Raw genomic sequence first — 16595 nt, forward strand, 5'->3', positions numbered from 1 at the left:
GGGCCGGGGGTGACCACAGCCGGTCTAGTCACTTCGGGCCATCGTCTGGGGTCGATCGTCGAGCTCGGCTACTTTGGGGAGCGCACGGGGCTCGGGCCCGCGCGTGCCGGTCGTCGGGGGGACGGCCGGATGTTCTGGGGGGAACACACGTGACGACCACTGTCGTGGCGCGGCCTGACGCCGCGCCCGCACCACAGGCTCCACCGCGGCACCAGCAGCCCGACCGGCAGCCCGACCAGCAGCCCGAGCGATCCGAGCAGCGGCCCGACCAGCAGGCGGAGCGTCGCCGGCGGGGCCGGCACCGTCGCCGCCGCGTCGAGATCCAGCCGCCGCGCCCGCTGCGCCCGCACGCGACCGGGCGGCTCGTGGCGCTGCTGCCGGCCCACGACGAGGAGGTCGGCCTGCCGCCGGCGCTGCGCTCGCTGGCCGCGCAGACCCGCCCGCCGGACCGGGTCGTGGTGATCGCCGACAACTGCACCGACCGCACCGAGGAGGTCGCCCGCGAGCTGGGCGCCGAGGTGCTCACCACGGTCGGCAACCGCCACAAGAAGGCCGGCGGGCTCAACCAGGCCCTCGACCTGCTCCTGCCGACCCTCGACGACACCGACCTGGTGCTGGTCATGGACGCCGACTCGCTGCTGGAGAGCCGCTTCCTCGAGGTGGCGCGCGCCACCCTCGACGGCTCGCGCCAGCTCTCGCGCCGGCACCGCAAGGAGCTCGGCGGCGTCGGCGGCACCTTCCAGGGCGGGCCGGGCGGCGGGCTCGTCGGCCTCTTCCAGCGCAACGAGTACGCCCGCTACGCCCGCGACGTGCGCCGGCTGCAGGGCAAGGCGCTCGTGCTCACCGGCACGGCCTCGGTCTTCCCGGTGCGGGTGCTGCGCGAGGTCCGCGCGGCCCGGCTCGCCGGCGTCCTGCCCGACCGCTCGGGGGCGGGCGGCGTCTACGACACCCACGTGCTCACCGAGGACAACGAGCTGTCGCTGGCCCTGATGCACCTGGGCTACGGCATCGCCGCGCCGGCCGGCTGCACGCTGGAGACCGAGGTGATGACGACCTGGCGCGCCCTGGCCCAGCAGCGGGCCCGCTGGAAGCGCGGCGCGCTGGAGAACATCGTCGACTACGGCCTGACCCGCATCACCGCGCCCTACTGGGGACGGCAGGCGATGAGCGCCCTCGGCGTCCTGGCCACGGTGCTCTACCTCGCCACCCTGGTGTGGGGCGTGGTCGCCGGCATCACGCTCCACCCGTTCTGGCTGGCCGCCTCGCTGGTCTTCGCCCTCGAGCGCGTGGTCACCGTGCGCTCCCGCGGCTGGCGCCAGCAGCTGCTCGCCGCGCCGCTGGTGGTCGAGATGGTCTACGACGTCTTCCTGCAGCTCGTGCAGGCCCAGGCGATGGCCCAGTCGGCCCTGCGTCGCGAGAGGAGGTGGTGAAGGAGATGTACAACAACCCTGCCGTCGTCAGCGGCGGCGGCGTGCTGGCCGCGACCGGCCTCGGCGCCGGCATGCTGTGGATGTTCCTCGCGGCGTTCGCGCTGCTCGCGCTCGGCCTGGCCGTGCTGCGCACCGTCCCGCGGGCCGAGCGGTGACCCCGCGACGGCCCCGCCGCCCCCACCCCCGGCGTCTGCTGGCGTGGCTGCTGCTGGTCGCGGGCTGTGCCGTGCTGGTGGCCGCGGGCACGACGTACGTCGGGGCGGGGCGGGAGACGGCCGCGGCCCAGCAGCGGCTCGCGGGCCAGCTGCCCGCGGGGCCGCGGGTGGTCTCCGACGACGACCACGGCCCGGTGCCGGTGGCCCGCCCGGTCGCCACCGGTCGGGCGCTGGCCGAGATCCGCGTGCCCCGGCTCGGGGCCGACTGGTCCTGGGTCGCGGTGGAGGGCACCGACGACGCGCAGCTGGCCACCGGGCCGGGCCACTACACCGGCACCCCGCTGCCCGGTGCGCGCGGCAACAGCGCCTTCGCGGGCCACCGCGCTGGGCACGGCGACCCGTTCCTGGACTTCGACACCCTGCGGAGGGGTGACGAGGTCGTGATCACCCAGGGGAGCGTGCGGTGGACCTACCGGCTCACCCGCGACCCCGAGGTCGTGCCCGTCGACGCCACCTGGGTGCTCGACCCCACCCCCGGGCGGCAGCTGACGCTGACCACCTGCTGGCCCCGCTACGGGTCCAGCAAGCGGATGTGGGTGCGCGGCACGCTCGAGCGCGTCGAGCGGAGCGCCCCCGGTGCGACCCCGGCCGCGGGAGCCTGGCGAGAGGTGGCGGTGGGCTGAGCGCCACCGAGCGCCGCCGCGCGCCACCGAGCGCCACCGAGCGCCACCGGACTGTCGCCTTGGCGGTGGACCGGGTGGTTTGCGTGGTTCGTGCGGGTCCTGGGGTGGCCGGTTTGCGGAAGCGGCGCAATTGCGCTGGCTGGGGTGGGGCGCTCGGGCGGTTTGCGTGGTCCGTGCGGGTCCTGGGGTGGCCGGTGTGCGCAAGCGGCGCAATTGCGTGGGCTCGGGTGGCGCGCTCGGACGGATTGCGTGGTCCGTGCGGCTCCTGAGGTGGCCCGTCTGCGCAAGCGGCGCAATTGCGTGGGCTCGGGTGGCGCGCTCGGACGGATTGCGTGGTCCGTGCGGCTCCTGAGGTGGCCCGTCTGCGCAAGCGGCGCAATTGCGTGGGCGCGCGTGGCGCGCTCGGACGGATTGCGTGGTCGGCGCGGCCCGTGTGGTGGCTCAGCGGCGCGCGGTGGCCAGCAGGTCCTCGAGGGTGGCCAGCTTGACCCGCGGCCGCCCCTGGGCCTCGCCGCGCTCGCGCTCGCCGCGGTCGATGGCCAGGTGCTCCCGGCGTCCGATCGCCTCCGGTCGCCGGGCGCGCACCAGGCGGCGGAAGGAGCGCCGCGAGCCGCGTCCGACCCGGCCCCCGGCGGGGCCGCGGTGGTCGAGCCGCCCTGCGTTGGCGTCCTCGACCAGCGCGGCGACCGTCTCGGCGGCGTCGGCGCGGTTGGTGCCGATGCCGCCACGCGGGCCGCGCTTGATCCATCCGACGACGTAGGTCGCGGGCACCACGGCGCCGGTCACCGGGTCGACGACCCGGCCCCGGTCGTGGGGCACCGTGTGGGCCACCTCGTCGAAGGGCAGGCCCGCGACGGGCTCGCTGCGGTAGCCCACCGAGCGCAGCAGCAGCCCGGTGGGCACCGTGCTCGCGGCCACGCCCGGCTCCTTCGCGTCGGCCGCGGAGCCCGGGTCGGTGCCGGGGAGCGGGGTCGGCACGAGGCGCACCTGCTCCACGCGGTCGGCGCCCTCGGCGCGCTCGACGACGCTGCCGAAGCGCAGCACGAGCCGGCGGCGGGCGCCGGGGCCGGACGCAGGAGCCACGGAGTAGTCGACCGGGCCGACCGGCACGCCCTGGAGGGCGGCGGCGTGGCTGCCGGGGGCGGCCTCGGCGATGGCGGTGGCGATCTCGGGTCCGGCGTCGACGACCACGTCGAGGTCCTCGCGCAGCAGCAGGGGCCGCAGCTCCGAGAGGGAGTACGCCGCCTCCGCGGGACCGCGACGGGCCACCAGCACGACCTCGGTGACCTGGCTCCCGCGCAGGGCGGCCAGCGCGTGGTCGGCGATGTCGGTGCGGGCGAGGTCGCCGCCGCGGCGGGCGTCGCCGAGCAGCACGCGGGCCATGTCGAGGGCGACGTTGCCGTTGCCGACCACCACGGCCCGGCCGCGGCTGGCGGGGCCGAGGTCGACGACGTCGGCGGGCACCTCGGGCTGGGCGTTGTACCAGCCGACGAAGGTGCGGGCGGCGAGGCTGCCGGGCAGGTCCTCGCCCGGTACGCCGAGGGTGCGGTCGGAGGTCGCGCCGACGGCGTAGACGACCGCGTCGTGGTGGGCCATCAGGTCCGCGTGGGAGAGGTGGGTGCCGACCTCCACGTTGAGCACGAGGTCGAGGCGGGGGTTGCGCAGCACGGTCGCGAACCGGTCGGCGATGGCCTTGGTGCTCTGGTGGTCGGGCGCCACGCCGTAGCGGATCAGGCCGCCGGGCGTCGGGAGCCGGTCGAGCATGGTGACCTCGGCGCTGGTGGTCAGCAGCGCCATGGCGGTGTAGCTGGCGGCCGGCCCGGTGCCGACCACGGCCACCCGCAGCCCGGCGGCGCGGGCGGTCAGGCTCGCCGGGAAGTGGGGCTCGGACCAGCCCGGGTCGGGCCGCTCCGCGGCCGAGGCGACCCGCGCCGCGGCCGGCTCCTCGCCCCGCTCCTCGTCGGGCTCCGCCCCGGGCCCGGCCGGAGCGGTGCCCGGGCCGGTGAAGTGGGCCCGGTTGATCTCGGCGTACGCCGCGAGCGGCCCGGTGAGCGACTCGACCGGGAAGATCGCGTCGACGGGGCAGGCGTCGGCGCACGCCCCGCAGTCGATGCAGCTGCGCGGGTCGACGTAGAGCATCTCGGTGGTGCCGAAGTCGGGCTCGTCCGGCGTCGGGTGGATGCAGTTGACCGGGCAGACCGAGACGCACGAGGCGTCGCTGCAGCACGACTGCGTGATCGCGAAGGCCATGGGTCAGACCATGCTCACGCGCTTGTAGAAGGCCAGCGCCGGGCGGGTCAGCAGACCGAGCTCGTCGAGGAACTCCATGAGGTGGGCGCAGCTGGAGCGCATCAGGGTCTTGTGGTGCTCGTTGGCCCCCGCCTCGGCCAGGGCGCGCACGGGGTCGAGCCCGGCGGCGGCGTAGACCTTCTCGTTGACCATGTTGGAGACGATCACGTGGGCGGCCACCGCGATGACCAGCGCGGAGGTCTGGCGGCGGCGGGGGCCGGCGCCCTCGATGCGCTCGCGCATCTCCTGGCGGGCGAACTTCATGTGGCGCGACTCCTCGACCACGTGGATCTTGCTGGTGGTGCGCACGATCGGGAGCACCTGCTCGCCGCGCATCCAGTCGCGCTGCATCACGTCGAGCACCTCCTCGGCGACGAGGATCCCGCCGTAGGCGACCTCGGCGGTGGCCAGCGACTTGAAGCCGCGGCCGAGCTGGATGCTGCTCCGGGTGGGGAAGTAGGCCGAGATGCCCATCTTCTGGCAGGCCCGGGCGAACATGATCGAGTGCCGGCACTCGTCGGCGATCTCGGTCAGCGCGAACTGGAAGTCGGGCCGGGAGTAGTCGGCGCAGTACTGGTCGCGCAGCACCATCTGCTGGAGGATCATCTCGAACCAGATGCCGGTGCTCATGATCGACGCGACCTCGTGGCGGGTCAGCGTGACGCGCTGCTGCTCGGTCATCTCCGACCACAGCCGCGTGCCGTAGAGGGTGCTCCACTCGGGGTTGAGCCCGTAGTGCGACGGGTCGAGGGGGGCGTCCCAGTCGACCTCGGTCATCGGGTCGTAGGACAGCGCCGCCGAGGAGTCGAGCAGACGCTGCGAGGCGTCGTGGGTGGTGCGCCGAGCCGGGTCCAGGGTCGCGCCGAGGGTCGTGTCCATGCCGGGCCTCCGTAGAAGGGGTGGGGTGACGCCGCAGCGGGAGGGTTAAGTGATACGCGGTGTCACGGTTAGATAGAAGGTACAGCGTGTACCCCCACGTGCCCAGCCCCCGTCGGGTGTGAGCCCGGTAACCTCGGGACGGTGTCCGACCCCGCCGACGAGCCCGCCGACCCGGGAGGGCGGGCGGAGCAGGTCGACGGTCGCGCGACCCGGTGGACCGGCCAGCAGGAGCGACGCCGCGAGGAGTTCGTGGAGGCCGCGCTGGCCGCCATCGAGGAGCACGGCGCCGACGTGTCCACCGAGCAGATCGCCGCGCGGGCGGGAGTCGCGCGCACGCGTCTCTACCGCCACTTCGCCGGCGCCCAGGACCTCAACCGCTCGATCGCGGCCCGCGCCGAGCAGATGATCCTCGAGGGCCTCGCCCCGGCCTGGGACGCCTCGCACAGCCCCGACCGCATCATCCGCACCGCCGTGACCACGCACCTGCGGTGGCTGACCGACCACCACGAGCTCTACCGCTACCTCGTGCGCCACTCCGTGACGACCGCCGACGGCGAGAACGTCGTCAACGACGTCAAGCGCCTCATCTCCGACCTGCTGATCCGCCTGCTCGACGAGTACGTCGAGCTGCTCGGCCTCGACCCCGGCCTCACCCAGCCGCTCTCCTTCGGCCTGGTCGGCTTCGTCGACGCCGCCGCCGGTCGCTGGGTCGACGACCCCCTCGGGGTGTCGCTCGAGGACATGGTCGACCTGCTGGCCCGGTGGATCTGGGCGGTGCTCGACGGTGTCCTGCGCGACATGGGACTCGAGGTCGACCCCACCGAGCCGCTCGTCTCGCTCTCGGTGGGGCCTGAGCGGTCGCGCCGGGCATCGCGTGCGCCGTGTCCACCACCGTGAGCGACGGCTCGCATCCCGCCCGCATCGACCACCTGCGCAGGCTGGAGGGCGCCCCGGACCCGGCGATGGCGGAGACGAAGGGCGCAGGCCGACGAGCCTCGACCTCGGGTGCTTGCTCTTGTCACGGCCTTGTCCGCACCCCCGAGACCCGTCGCGTGGAGGTCGAGGTCGAGGTCGAGGTGACCACGGTGATCGTCCGGGCCGCAGCGGCTCTCGACCGCGGCCAGGACCAGGGCGCCCCGCGGCGGCGCCCCTAGAGCTCGATGCCGCCCACCCAGCGCTCGCCCTCGTCGCCGCCCCAGGCGTCCCAGGCCACGCGACCGGGGGAGGGGAAGCCGTCGGTGCCGTGCTTGAAGCCGTCGGCGTCCTTGTCGACGCTGTGGCGCTTGAAGTAGGCCTGCATCTTCTTGACCTGCTCGTCGGTGAGCTTCTCGCCGGCGGCCAGCTGGTGGGCGCGGTGGTCTCCCACGTCGGTGAAGTTGCGCCCGGCCTTGCCCTCCTCGATCCAGCGCACCGCGCGCTCGCCGTTCTCCTGCACACCCTTCGGTGGCTGGTGCCTGCCCTCTGCCATGGTCTGCTCCTCCTGTGCGTGGGGGACCGCGACGACGCGGTCGAGGCCTGCCCTCAGGCCTTCGACAGCGACGACTCCTTGTGGGCCGCCGTGGAGCCCGACTTCTCCGACTCCACGATCCAGTAGGGCTCGTCGTCGCTGGCGTCGAACTTCTGCTTGTCGTGCTGGAAGGGCGAGGTCTTCTTCTCCTTCGCCGTGCCCTTCGTCTTTCCCTGCGGGGTGTTCCAGGTGACCTCGTCACCCTTGCTGATGGCCATGGGTCGACGATAGGAAGACGCTCGGGCGGCCACCGCACCCGCCGGGGTGGGCTTGCGTCACGGTCTGCCCGGGGGCTCCTGGCCCCGGCGGCCTAGGCGTCCTCGGGTCGCGGCGGCGCGATCTCGCCGCGGGCGACTCGACGGTCGTAGCGCCGCTGCATCCGAGCCGTACGACGACGGGCGCGGGCCTGGCCGCGGCGCCCGGCGCGGGTCTCGGAGAAGCGACGCCGCCGGTCGGGCCACCACGACTCCTGGGCGCGGATCACCCACCGCATGGTCAGCCGCACCACCGCGCCCGCGACCCGACCGGGCTCACCGGTGCGGTGCACCTCGCGCACGCGCGGCGGCATCAGCAGCAGCGCCTGGGTGCGGGCGAACCACCGCATCGGCGGCGGGAAGAAGCGCTCGGCGTACTGACGCACCATGCCCTCGGCCAGCTCGTGGCCCTCGGGGGTCGAGGGCCAGTCGCGCGCCTCGAAGCGTGCCGCGAAGGCCCGCACCCCGGCCATGTCGTCGGGGAAGCCGGTCACGTCACCGTGCTCGCCGCGGAAGAGCCCGGCCAGGTCGCGCAGGAAGTGGTGCCAGGCGACGTCGAGCGTCGGGCTCTGCGGCGGCAGGCCGAGGGTCTCGCGCATGCGCGGCAGGAAGTCACCGACGGCGCAGAGGGTGTAGACGTACTCGTCGTTGTCGCCGAAGGCGCCGGGGAAGCGCCGGGCCAGCCCGAGGTGGTAGCGGTTGAGCCGCTCCACCGAGGCCCGGGTGGCCTCGCTGCGGGCGCCCTGGGTGAACCACGTCATCAGGTAGCCGCTGCCGTCGTGGAAGCGCTCCTCCCCGCGGTGCAGCATCTTGCCCGTGCCCACCAGCGTGGCCGACGCCGTCGGGGGCAGGGCGGTCTGCGCGGTGGTGACGAGCAGCGTCAGGTTGACGATCGGGTCGTTGAGCTGGTGCTCGGCGACCAGGCGCATGATCTCGTCGCTGTCGGTCTCCGGGTCGAGGGACTCGATCCGGTCGGCCAGCCACTTCCACGGGGCGCGGGTCACGCCTGCGAGTCTGCCCGGTGCCCGGAGGGCCCGACCCGCACCGAGTGCCGGCGGGCGCTCGTCACCTCGCGCGGACGACCCGGGTGGAGGCGGCCATGTCGCCGAGGCGCTGGTTCCTCGGGCTGGCCAGGACGGCCACGAAGGCGACGAGGTAGAAGGCGAAGCCGTCGACGACGCGGAGCGCGGTGCGCACGAGCGCCTGCACGGCCGTCACGTCGCCGCCCTTGTCGGAGACGACGCGGATGCCTACGATCTTCTTGCCGAGGGTCTGTCCCGTCGTCAGCTCGAGGACGAGGAAGTAGCCGGCCGCCACGAGCAGCGTGAGCAGGAACGGCACCCCGGTCAGCGAGACACTCGCGCCGCCGTCCCCTGCCTGGCTGTCGCCGAAGAGGATCCCCGCGACCACGAAGAGCGGCACCATGACGAGCAGGGTGTCGAGCAGGAGGGCGCCGACGCGCTGGCCCGCGCTCGCGTCGGTGCGGGCCGTCGGGGGCGGGGACGTCTGGGCGTGGGGGAGGCTCATGGGGTGGTTCTACCGCGAGCGGCGCCACGGCCGCAGGAGTTCCGGGAGGACATCGACCCCTGAGAGGGGCCGGCGACGGCGAAGGCCCCCGCCGGATCCCGACGGGGGCCTTCTCGCAGGTCTGAGCCCTGCGGTGCTCGTGGGCAGGGGCGGGGTCGAACCGCCGACCTTCCACTTTTCAGGCGGACGCTCGTACCAACTGAGCTACCTGCCCGAGCGACACGAAGGTTACACGGGAGGGGGCGGCCCCACGAATCGACCCTGCTCGACACCGGACGGGCGCCGGACGCCGATGGGCCGGGCGGGTGCGGGTTCCCCTAGACTGCTGCGCGCCTGGCCCCCATCGTCTAGCGGCCTAGGACGTCGCCCTTTCACGGCGGTAGCACGGGTTCGAATCCCGTTGGGGGTGCTGCGGTCCCGCTCCGGCGGGGCCCGATCCACTCCGATTCGGTGCTCCCGCGAGGAGTGGGTTATGGTTCCATCGCTCCGGTGACGGAGCACCTGGCCCCGTAGCGCAGTTGGTTAGCGCGCCGCCCTGTCACGGCGGAGGCCGCGGGTTCGAGTCCCGTCGGGGTCGCCATCGCGAACAGCCCCGGACCACCACGGTCCGGGGCTGTCGTCGTTCTCGGCCGGCGCCGCCGTCGCGGCCGTGCGCGGGTCAGCCCGCGAGCTCCCCGGCGAGCGCGAGGAGCGCGTTCTCGACGACCTCGGTCAGCGCGGGGTGGATCCAGTACTGGCCCCGGGCGAGGTCGGCCACGGGCTGGTCGAAGCTCATGGCCTGGATGAGCGGCTGCACCAGCAACGAGGCCTGCGGACCCAGCAGGTGGGCACCCACGAGACGACCGGTCGCGCGGTCGGCGAGCAGCTTGACGAGGTAGCCGGCCGCCTCGCCGTGGCGGTCGTCGGCCTCCAGGGCCCAGCCGAACGCCGTGTCGCCGTACTCGTGGCGGGCGACGGCGAGGTCGAGACCCTGCTCGCGGGCCTCGGCCTCGGTGAGCCCGACCGCGGCGACCTGGGGGGAGGCGAAGACGGCGTTGGGCACGAAGCGGTGGTCGGAGACGCGCAGGTCGTCGGGGTGCAGCAGGTTGTGCTTCACCACCCGGGCGTCCTGGTTGGCGACGTGCTTGAGCGGCTCGGGGCTGGAGGCGTCGCCGAGCGCCCACACGCCCTCCGCGCTGGTGCGCTGGTGCTCGTCGACCAGGATCCGGCCCGTGTCGTCGGTCTCGACGCCGGCGCGGTCGAGGTCGAGCAGGTCGCCGTTGGGGCGGCGGCCGATGGCCAGCAGGAGGGCGTCGACCTCCACCTCGCTGCCGTCGTCGAGGTGCATCACCGTGCCCCCGGCGGCGCGCGAGACCCGCTCCAGCGACGTGCCGAGCCGCACGTCCCAGCGCTGCGACACGATCCGGGTGAAGGTCCGGGAGATGTCGTGGTCCTGGTTGGAGATCAGGGCCTCGCCCGACTCGACCTGGGTCACGGTGGCGCCGTAGGCCGCGAAGACGTGGGCCAGCTCGGCGCCGATGTAGCCGCCGCCGACCACGCCGATGCGCCGCGGGAAGGTCTCCAGGCGCATGACGTCGTCGCTGGTGTGGTGCTCGACCTGGTCGAGGCCGTCGATGTCGGGCACCACCGGCCGGCTGCCGGTGGCGAGCACCACCTGGTCGGCGGTGAGCTCGACGGTGGCGCCGTCGTGGAGCTCGACGCTGAGGGCGCGCGGGCCGGTGAACCGGGCGGTGCCGGAGAGGAGGTCGACGCCCGGCAGGCTCTCGCGGCAGGCCCGGCCGTCGGCGGAGACCTCGTCGAGGCGCCCGAAGACCCGGTCGCGGACCGCGTCCCAGTCGGCGCCGTCGGCGCTGGTGCGCGCGCCCAGGCGGGGGCCGTCGGCGGCGGCGTCGACGACGTCGGCGGGGCGGATGAGCATCTTGGAGGGGATGCAGCCGCGGTTGAGGCAGGTGCCGCCGAAGGGGCCCCGCTCGACGATGGCCACCGAGAGCCCCGCGAAGGACTTGTCGATGACGGTGTTGCCGGAGCCTGCTCCGAGGACGACGACGTCGTAGTGGGTCACACCGGCGAACCTAGGCGCCGCACCCTGGGGCGCGGTCCACCCGCGTGGGTCGGTTGTCGTGCGGTGGCACGATGCGGGTGTGCCCGTCGCGATGGATCCCGACCGCTTCGACGCCCTCGTCGACGCCGCGCTCGACGAGATCCCCGACGAGCTGGCGCAGCTGGTGACCAACGTGGTCGTGCTGGTCGAGGAGGAGCCGCCGGAGGGCGAGCCGCGCGACCTGCTCGGCCTCTACGACGGCGTCGCGCTGACCGAGCGGGACTTCTCCACGATCCTCGACCTGCCCGACCGGATCTTCGTCTTCCGCGGCCCGCTGCTGCGGATGTGCGCGAGCGAGGAGGAGCTGGTCGAGGAGGTCCGGATCACCGTGGTGCACGAGGTGGCCCACCACTTCGGCATCGACGACGACCGCCTCCACGAGCTGGGCTACGCCTGAGGCCCTCAGGCGGCCAGCAGGAAGCCCAGGGCGCACAGGCCGAGGCCGCCGAGCAGCGACACGGCGGCGTAGAGGGCCCCGGTGCGCGGGCCCAGGCCCCGGGTCTGCACGACGAAGGAGGAGTACGTCGTGAAGCCGCCGCAGAAGCCCGTGCCGAGGAGCGCGACCCACTCCTGCGAGAGGCGGCCCGAGAGCGCCAGCGCGCTGACCACGCCGAGCACGAGGGAGCCCAGCAGGTTGACCGCGAGCGTCCCGGTCGGCCAGCGGGCGTCCAGCCGCTGGGCGACGGCGTAGCGCAGCGGCGCGCCGACCCCGGCCCCGAGCGCCACCAGCAGGCCGCTGACCACGGTGTCGACGGTGTCGGTCGTCGTCACGGGCCCTCCCCGCGAGCCGTGCGGTCGTCCTCGCGTTGCGCCGCCCGGGCGTGCACCGCGGTGACGGCGAGCAGCGCGGCGGCCAGGCTGCCCACGACGTAGGCGGCCGCCGGCCCGGGGCGGCCGGCGTCGAGCAGGGCCCGGGTCTGCTCGGAGGCCGCCGACAGCGTCGTGAAGCCGCCCATGACCCCCGGCCCGAGGAAGGCCGCCAGGCCGCGGCTGCGGCGTACGACGGCGAGCAGGCCCGCGGCGGCGAGCAGCGCCGAGCCGACCACGTTGACGGCCAGGGTGGTCCAGGGGAAGGTGCCGGCCGGGTCGGGGGAGACCTCCAGCAGGGCCCAGCGCACGACGGCGCCGAGGGCTCCGCCGAGCGCCACCAGCGCGAGCAGCCGGGGAGCGGGGCTCACCGCGGCGTGGGGGCGTCGGTCACGAGACGACGGTACGCCGCACCTCGGGCGCCTGCTCGCCGTCGTCGGGCCCGGGGGCCGGGTCGCGCCACGGGAGCGGCTCCTCGCCGGCGACCTGGCGCACGAACTCGCCGAGGTACCACTGCTGGAAGCGGCGCTGCTCCGGGGTGCGGGCCAGCGACAGCAGTCGCTGCTCGCGGCAGAAGACGTCGGCCATGTCGAGCAGGTCGATGAACTGCTGCATGCTGCCCGAGGCCGCGCGGGAGACGAGCAGGTCGAGGTCGAGGTGGGTGCGACCCTCCGCGACCGCGCGGTCGACGTCGGGGCCGACCGAGCCGCCGCGCAGCTGGCGCTCGAGGTCGCCGAAGAGGTCGGAGAGGTCCTTGGCCAGGGGGTACTCCGACTCGTGGGCCAGCGCGAGCAGCCGCACCTCGCGGCGCAGCTCGCGGAAGTGGCGCTGGAAGGCGACGTAGCGGTCCAGCGGCACACCGTGCACCGACACCGCGACCGGGTCGGACGGCACCGCGGGTGGCTGCTCGAGCCCGGTGACGACGCCCTCGGCGCCGTTGTCCTCGGCGAACTCCGCGGCCGGCTCGAACCACACCGTCTTGCCGTCGGCCTCGATCTCCGCGCCCCACGCCCGCGAGCACCGCGCCACGATGCTCAGCCCCCGGCCGAAGGTGAGCAGCAGCGACTCGACGTCGTCGTCGTCGGTCTCACCGGTCTCGGTGGGGAGCACGGGGCGCTCGGGGGAGCCGTCGCGGACCTCGACGCGGGGGTGCTCCACGGTGCCGCGCACCCGCACCTCGATGGGGGGCGAGCCGTGCAGCAGGGCGTTGGTGACCAGCTCGGAGACCGCAAGCTCGGTGCACTCGACGAGCTCGTCGCGACCGATGTCGCGGCACGTCTCGACCACCCAGCGGCGTGCATCCTGCACGCCCCGGGGACCGGAGCCCAGGGAGAGGGCGGGCCGGTTCAGCGGCACGGACGGCTCCAACGGTGCGAAGAGATCGGGACGAGATCGGGTGGCGGGCCCGGACCGCGAGGTCCGGCGGACGACCGGCGGCCGGGGCCCTGCGGCGGCGGGTGCCGGACGAGGACAGCGGCAGGTGGGTGCCAGTCCCGTGCCGACTACCCGCGGGCCTGCGCGGGCAAACCTGCGTCGTTGAAAGTTTTCCCACCCGCACGGCGCGTCGGCCGGGGGCCTGTGGCGAGGGCCACGAGGGAGGCCGCGACGACCACCCGGGAGGGTGCTGTGAGCGACCAGACGGTGGCCCAGATTAGAGAAGCGACGCCCTGCGCGGGAGAATGGGGCAGACGCCCCGACCGAGAGACGTCGCCTCCGTCCCGGCAGCCACCAGAGAGGTCCCGACATGGCAGCCAGCCCAGTCCCCGCACCGACCAACCCGTCGACGGGCAAGCACCGCGTGGTCGTGATCGGCTCCGGCTTCGGCGGTCTCTTCGGCACCAAGGCGCTCCGTCGCTCGGACGTCGAGGTGACCATGATCGCCAAGACGACCCACCACCTCTTCCAGCCGCTGCTCTACCAGGTGGCGACCGGCATCCTCTCCGAGGGCGAGATCGCCCCGCCGACCCGCGAGATCCTGCGCAGCCAGTCCAACGCGCAGGTGCTCCTGGGAGAGGTCACCGACATCGACCTCGAGGCCCGCACGGTCACCTCCCACGTCCTGGGCCGCCCGACGGTGACCGCCTACGACTCGCTGCTGGTCGCGGCGGGCGCGGGGCAGTCGTACTTCGGCAACGACCACTTCAGCGAGTTCGCCCCCGGCATGAAGAGCATCGACGACGCCCTCGAGCTGCGCGGTCGCATCTTCGGCGCCTTCGAGATGGCCGAGCTCGGCGCGCAGCGCGGCGAGAACGTCGACCACCTCCTCACCTTCGTGGTCGTCGGCGCCGGCCCCACCGGCGTCGAGATGGCCGGCCAGATCGCCGAGCTGGCCCACCGCACCCTGCGCCGCGACTTCCGCGCCATCGAGACCCGCTCGGCCCGCGTGATCCTCGCCGACGCCGCCCCGCAGGTGCTCCCGCCCTTCGGCGCCAAGCTGGGCGAGAAGACCAAGACCGAGCTGGAGAAGCTCGGCGTCGAGGTCATGCTCGGCGCGATGGTCACCGACGTCGACGAGCGCGGCCTCGAGGTGAAGTACAAGGACGGCCGCACCGAGCGGATCCAGTCGGTCACCAAGATCTGGGCCGCCGGCGTGCAGGCCAGCCCGATCGGCAAGACGCTCTCGGAGCAGACCGGCGCCCCGCTCGACCGCGCGGGCCGGATCGGCGTCAACCCCGACCTCACCCTGCCCGGGCACCCCGAGGTCTTCGTGGTCGGCGACATGATCGCCCTCGACAACCTCCCCGGTGTCGCCCAGGTCGCGATCCAGGGCGCCAAGTACGCCGCCAAGGAGATCGACGGCCGGGTCAAGGGCAAGCCGGCCCAGGAGCCGTTCAAGTACTTCGACAAGGGCTCGATGGCCACCATCAGCCGCTTCCGGGCCGTCGCGATGATCGGCAAGATCCGCCTCACCGGCTTCATCGCCTGGCTGATGTGGCTGGCGGTCCACCTCGTCTACATCACCGGCTTCAAGAACCGCGTCACCGCGGTGCTGCACTGGTTCGTGTCGTTCCTCGGCCGCGGTCGCTCCGAGCGCACCTCCACCGAGCAGCAGATCTTCGGGCGCAACGCGCTCTCGCGACTGCGAGGGGGCGCGACCGACCTGGTGTCCGCGCCGGGCTCCTACGAGGCCTCGCGCGAGCTGCTCGAGACCACGCGGCGCGCCGAGCTCGAGGCCCAGGCCGTCGAGGAGGCCCGCCTCACCGACGCCGGTCAGCGCGGCGTCAAGACCGGCGAGCGGGTCTGAGACAGACCGCCACCGCGGGGGCGCCACCGGAGCAATCCGGTGGCGCCCCCGTCGGCGTCTGCGGTCCACTGGCCCCGTGACCGAGCTGCGCCGCCCCGACGCCCGCCTCGCGACGAGCTGGGCGCGGACCCTCGCCGACTTCGGCGACGAGCACCCCGCCGGCAGCGGTGCCTGGCTCCTGCCGCCGGCCCTGCGGCGCGACCTGACCCCGGCCGGCTGCCACGCGTGGGTCGAGGCGCTCACGCCGTACGCCGACCGGTCGGTGGCGCTGGGCGAGGGCCCCTACGGGCCGCTGGTGCACTCCACCTTCTGGTGGATCGTCGACACGGCGGACGGGGTCGAGGAGGTCGTGGGCTTCCTCGACCTGCGCCACGAGCTGACGCCGTACCTGCTCGAGACCGGGGGGCACGTCGGCTACTCGGTGCGGCCGGCCCGGCGTCGTGAGGGCCATGCCTCGCGTGCGCTCGCGCTCGCCGTCGGTGAGGCGGGGGAGCTGGGGCTCGACCGCGTGCTGGTGACCTGCGACGCCGGCAACGTGGCCTCCGCGCGCACCGTCGAGCGCTGCGGCGGGGTGTGCGAGGACGTGCGGGGCGACAAGCGCCGCTACTGGGTCGCCGTGCCCTGAGCGCCCGGCGGGCGAGCGCCCGACGGTCGGGTCGGGGGTCGGGGGTCGGGTCAGAGGTGGGGGCCGGGTCAGAGGTCGGGTCGGTAGTAGCGCAGCACCTCGGTGAAGCCACGGGGGTCGACCATCGAGGAGTCGATCTCCACGGGGGACATCCCGCGGCGGTGGATCAGCACCCGCCAGCCGCGGCGTCCGGGGGTGCCGAGCAGCTCGATGTCGGTGTAGCGGTTGGCCAGGTCGAAGACCTGACGACCGCCGCTGCGCCGGATCTCGAGCTGGCCGCCGCGCACCGAGAGCCGGGGCGGGCTGGAGCCGGCCCACACCGCCCACACCACCGCGGTGGACAGCAGGGCGATGCCGGCGAGGCCCAGGCGCTCCTCGGTGCGGACCTGCCAGGCCTGCCAGGCGAGGTACCCGCTCGCCGCCACCCCGGCCAGCACCAGCAGGCCCACCAGTCGCCGCAGCGCTGCGCGCGGCGCGAAGTCGACCTGGGGCGGCGGGCCGCTCGGCGCCGGCCGCGGCGGTGTCTCGCCGCGGGTCTGGTGGGCGAAGTCGCTGAACACCGACCGGGCCGCCGCAGGCGTACGCCGGGGGGCCGCGCCTGCCTCCGGGGCGGAGGCGGGGGCGTGCGTGGGGGCAGCACCGGAGGGGACGGGTGCGGACGAGGTCTGCGTCGCCGCCTGGGCCCGCGCGGCCGTCTCCCGGAGCCGGGCGACCTGCGGAGGCTTCTCCTGCTTGTCCTGCTTGTCCTGCTTGTCGGGCTTGGCGGGTGTGGCCGGCTGCGCCGGGCGGGGGGCTGCCGGGGCACGGGTGGTGGGCGCCGCCCGACGCCGGTCGGAGGCCGGGTCGGTCTTCCGCTCGGTCGGCGAGGTCGGTGCGGTCGGTGCGGTCGGCGAGATCGGCGTGTCGGCGCGTGGCGGGGTGGTGGGCGGAGCGGCTGTCGCGGCGAGGAGGTCGAAGACGGCGCGGCCGGCGCTCACCGCGTCGGCGCGCGTGGTCGTGGGCGGGGGCGGGGGGACGGTGGGGACGGCGGTGGGGGCGGCGGTGCGGGTGGGGAGGTTTCGAGACGCTCGCAGCCCTCGCTCCTCAACCACCGG

At 74.4% G+C, this 16595-nt stretch carries 17 protein-coding genes, 3 tRNA genes and 1 pseudogene; 9 read left to right on the forward strand and 12 right to left on the reverse strand.

All coding sequences use genetic code 11. The annotated features are described in order from the left end of the window. The first annotated feature begins 149 nt into the window (after positions 1–149). From M3673_RS17520 to M3673_RS17530, 3 genes are read left to right on the forward strand one after another with little or no spacing between them, the layout of a single operon-like run. Entirely contained in the window at positions 150–1430 is a 1281-nt protein-coding gene (locus tag M3673_RS17520; RefSeq protein WP_251535237.1) for a glycosyltransferase family 2 protein, read from the forward strand. Positions 1431–1435: 5 nt separating this feature from the next. Beyond that, the gene (locus M3673_RS17525; protein WP_251535240.1) at positions 1436–1585 is read left to right on the forward strand and encodes a hypothetical protein; all 150 of its coding nucleotides are present in this window, start codon (positions 1436–1438) and stop codon (positions 1583–1585) included. Continuing rightward, the gene (locus M3673_RS17530) at positions 1582–2268 is read left to right on the forward strand and encodes a sortase (RefSeq protein ID WP_251535242.1); all 687 of its coding nucleotides are present in this window, start codon (positions 1582–1584) and stop codon (positions 2266–2268) included. Before M3673_RS17525 ends, M3673_RS17530 begins: the two co-directional genes overlap by 4 nt. Positions 2269–2709: 441 nt before the next feature. Here the strand turns inward: M3673_RS17530 and M3673_RS17535 are convergent, their stop codons facing one another. Next, entirely contained in the window at positions 2710–4518 is a 1809-nt protein-coding gene (locus M3673_RS17535) for a 4Fe-4S binding protein (protein ID WP_251535244.1), read from the reverse strand. Between the two features lie 3 nt (positions 4519–4521). Next, the gene (locus tag M3673_RS17540; RefSeq protein ID WP_193665491.1) at positions 4522–5436 is read right to left on the reverse strand and encodes a diiron oxygenase; all 915 of its coding nucleotides are present in this window, start codon (positions 5434–5436) and stop codon (positions 4522–4524) included. 141 nt (positions 5437–5577) lie between these two features. On the opposite strand from M3673_RS17540, the gene M3673_RS17545 reads away from it, so the two are divergent. Further along, positions 5578–6333, forward strand: coding sequence for a TetR/AcrR family transcriptional regulator (locus M3673_RS17545; protein WP_251535246.1), 756 nt, complete (start codon positions 5578–5580; stop codon positions 6331–6333). 253 nt (positions 6334–6586) lie between these two features. Here the strand turns inward: M3673_RS17545 and M3673_RS17550 are convergent, their stop codons facing one another. The 5 genes from M3673_RS17550 to M3673_RS17570 form a co-directional block, all read right to left on the reverse strand. Then, the gene (locus M3673_RS17550) at positions 6587–6904 is read right to left on the reverse strand and encodes a hypothetical protein (protein ID WP_193665483.1); all 318 of its coding nucleotides are present in this window, start codon (positions 6902–6904) and stop codon (positions 6587–6589) included. A 53-nt stretch (positions 6905–6957) separates the two neighbouring features. Continuing rightward, positions 6958–7161, reverse strand: coding sequence for a DUF2945 domain-containing protein (locus M3673_RS17555; RefSeq protein ID WP_193665480.1), 204 nt, complete (start codon positions 7159–7161; stop codon positions 6958–6960). Between the two features lie 92 nt (positions 7162–7253). Next, positions 7254–8201, reverse strand: a complete 948-nt coding sequence (locus M3673_RS17560; RefSeq protein ID WP_251535248.1) for a hypothetical protein — start codon at positions 8199–8201, stop codon at positions 7254–7256. A gap of 61 nt (positions 8202–8262) precedes the next feature. Further along, a complete protein-coding gene (locus tag M3673_RS17565) occupies positions 8263–8724 on the reverse strand; it encodes an RDD family protein (RefSeq protein ID WP_193665477.1) in 462 nt (153 codons plus the stop codon). A 140-nt stretch (positions 8725–8864) separates the two neighbouring features. Then, positions 8865–8938 (reverse strand) — tRNA-Phe (locus M3673_RS17570). 122 nt (positions 8939–9060) lie between these two features. On the opposite strand from M3673_RS17570, the gene M3673_RS17575 reads away from it, so the two are divergent. Both M3673_RS17575 and M3673_RS17580 read left to right on the forward strand, forming a co-directional pair. Further along, positions 9061–9133: transfer RNA gene (locus tag M3673_RS17575), tRNA-Glu, on the forward strand. Between the two features lie 94 nt (positions 9134–9227). Then, positions 9228–9304: transfer RNA gene (locus M3673_RS17580), tRNA-Asp, on the forward strand. 78 nt (positions 9305–9382) lie between these two features. Here M3673_RS17580 and M3673_RS17585 read toward each other — a convergent pair. Next, positions 9383–10786 (reverse strand): mycothione reductase, encoded by a 1404-nt coding sequence (locus tag M3673_RS17585; RefSeq protein ID WP_251535250.1) that lies wholly within the window; start codon positions 10784–10786, stop codon positions 9383–9385. A 79-nt stretch (positions 10787–10865) separates the two neighbouring features. Here M3673_RS17585 and M3673_RS17590 point away from each other — a divergent pair, with 79 nt between their 5' ends. Next, complete coding sequence (locus M3673_RS17590; RefSeq protein WP_193665473.1) at positions 10866–11222, forward strand: metallopeptidase family protein; 357 nt, start codon at positions 10866–10868, stop codon at positions 11220–11222. 5 nt (positions 11223–11227) lie between these two features. Here M3673_RS17590 and M3673_RS17595 read toward each other — a convergent pair whose 3' ends face one another. Genes M3673_RS17595 through M3673_RS17605 form a run of 3 tightly spaced genes read right to left on the reverse strand, consistent with a single transcriptional unit; the run spans position 11228 to position 12988 of the window. Next, the gene (locus tag M3673_RS17595; RefSeq protein ID WP_251535252.1) at positions 11228–11596 is read right to left on the reverse strand and encodes a CrcB family protein; all 369 of its coding nucleotides are present in this window, start codon (positions 11594–11596) and stop codon (positions 11228–11230) included. Beyond that, positions 11593–12003 (reverse strand): CrcB family protein, encoded by a 411-nt coding sequence (locus tag M3673_RS17600; protein WP_251535254.1) that lies wholly within the window; start codon positions 12001–12003, stop codon positions 11593–11595. The genes M3673_RS17595 and M3673_RS17600 overlap by 4 nt, the downstream gene beginning before the upstream one ends. A gap of 19 nt (positions 12004–12022) precedes the next feature. After that, a complete protein-coding gene (locus M3673_RS17605; protein ID WP_193665470.1) occupies positions 12023–12988 on the reverse strand; it encodes an ATP-binding protein in 966 nt (321 codons plus the stop codon). A 388-nt stretch (positions 12989–13376) separates the two neighbouring features. On the opposite strand from M3673_RS17605, the gene M3673_RS17610 reads away from it, so the two are divergent. Together M3673_RS17610 and M3673_RS17615 are read left to right on the forward strand one after the other, a co-directional pair. Continuing rightward, positions 13377–14876: an NAD(P)/FAD-dependent oxidoreductase gene (locus M3673_RS17610; RefSeq protein ID WP_193665468.1), complete on the forward strand. Its 1500-nt coding sequence runs from the start codon at positions 13377–13379 to the stop codon at positions 14874–14876. Positions 14877–14952: 76 nt separating this feature from the next. Further along, positions 14953–15501 carry a GNAT family N-acetyltransferase gene (locus M3673_RS17615; protein WP_251535257.1) on the forward strand — a complete coding sequence of 183 codons (549 nt, stop codon included), beginning with the start codon at positions 14953–14955 and terminating at the stop codon, positions 15499–15501. Between the two features lie 68 nt (positions 15502–15569). On the opposite strand, the pseudogene M3673_RS17620 reads toward M3673_RS17615, so the two are convergent. Beyond that, positions 15570–16595: pseudogene (locus M3673_RS17620) on the reverse strand (hypothetical protein); the annotation flags it as partial.

Source organism: Nocardioides sp. P86, assembly GCF_023712465.1.
GTDB classification, from domain to species: domain Bacteria; phylum Actinomycetota; class Actinomycetes; order Propionibacteriales; family Nocardioidaceae; genus Nocardioides; species Nocardioides kribbensis.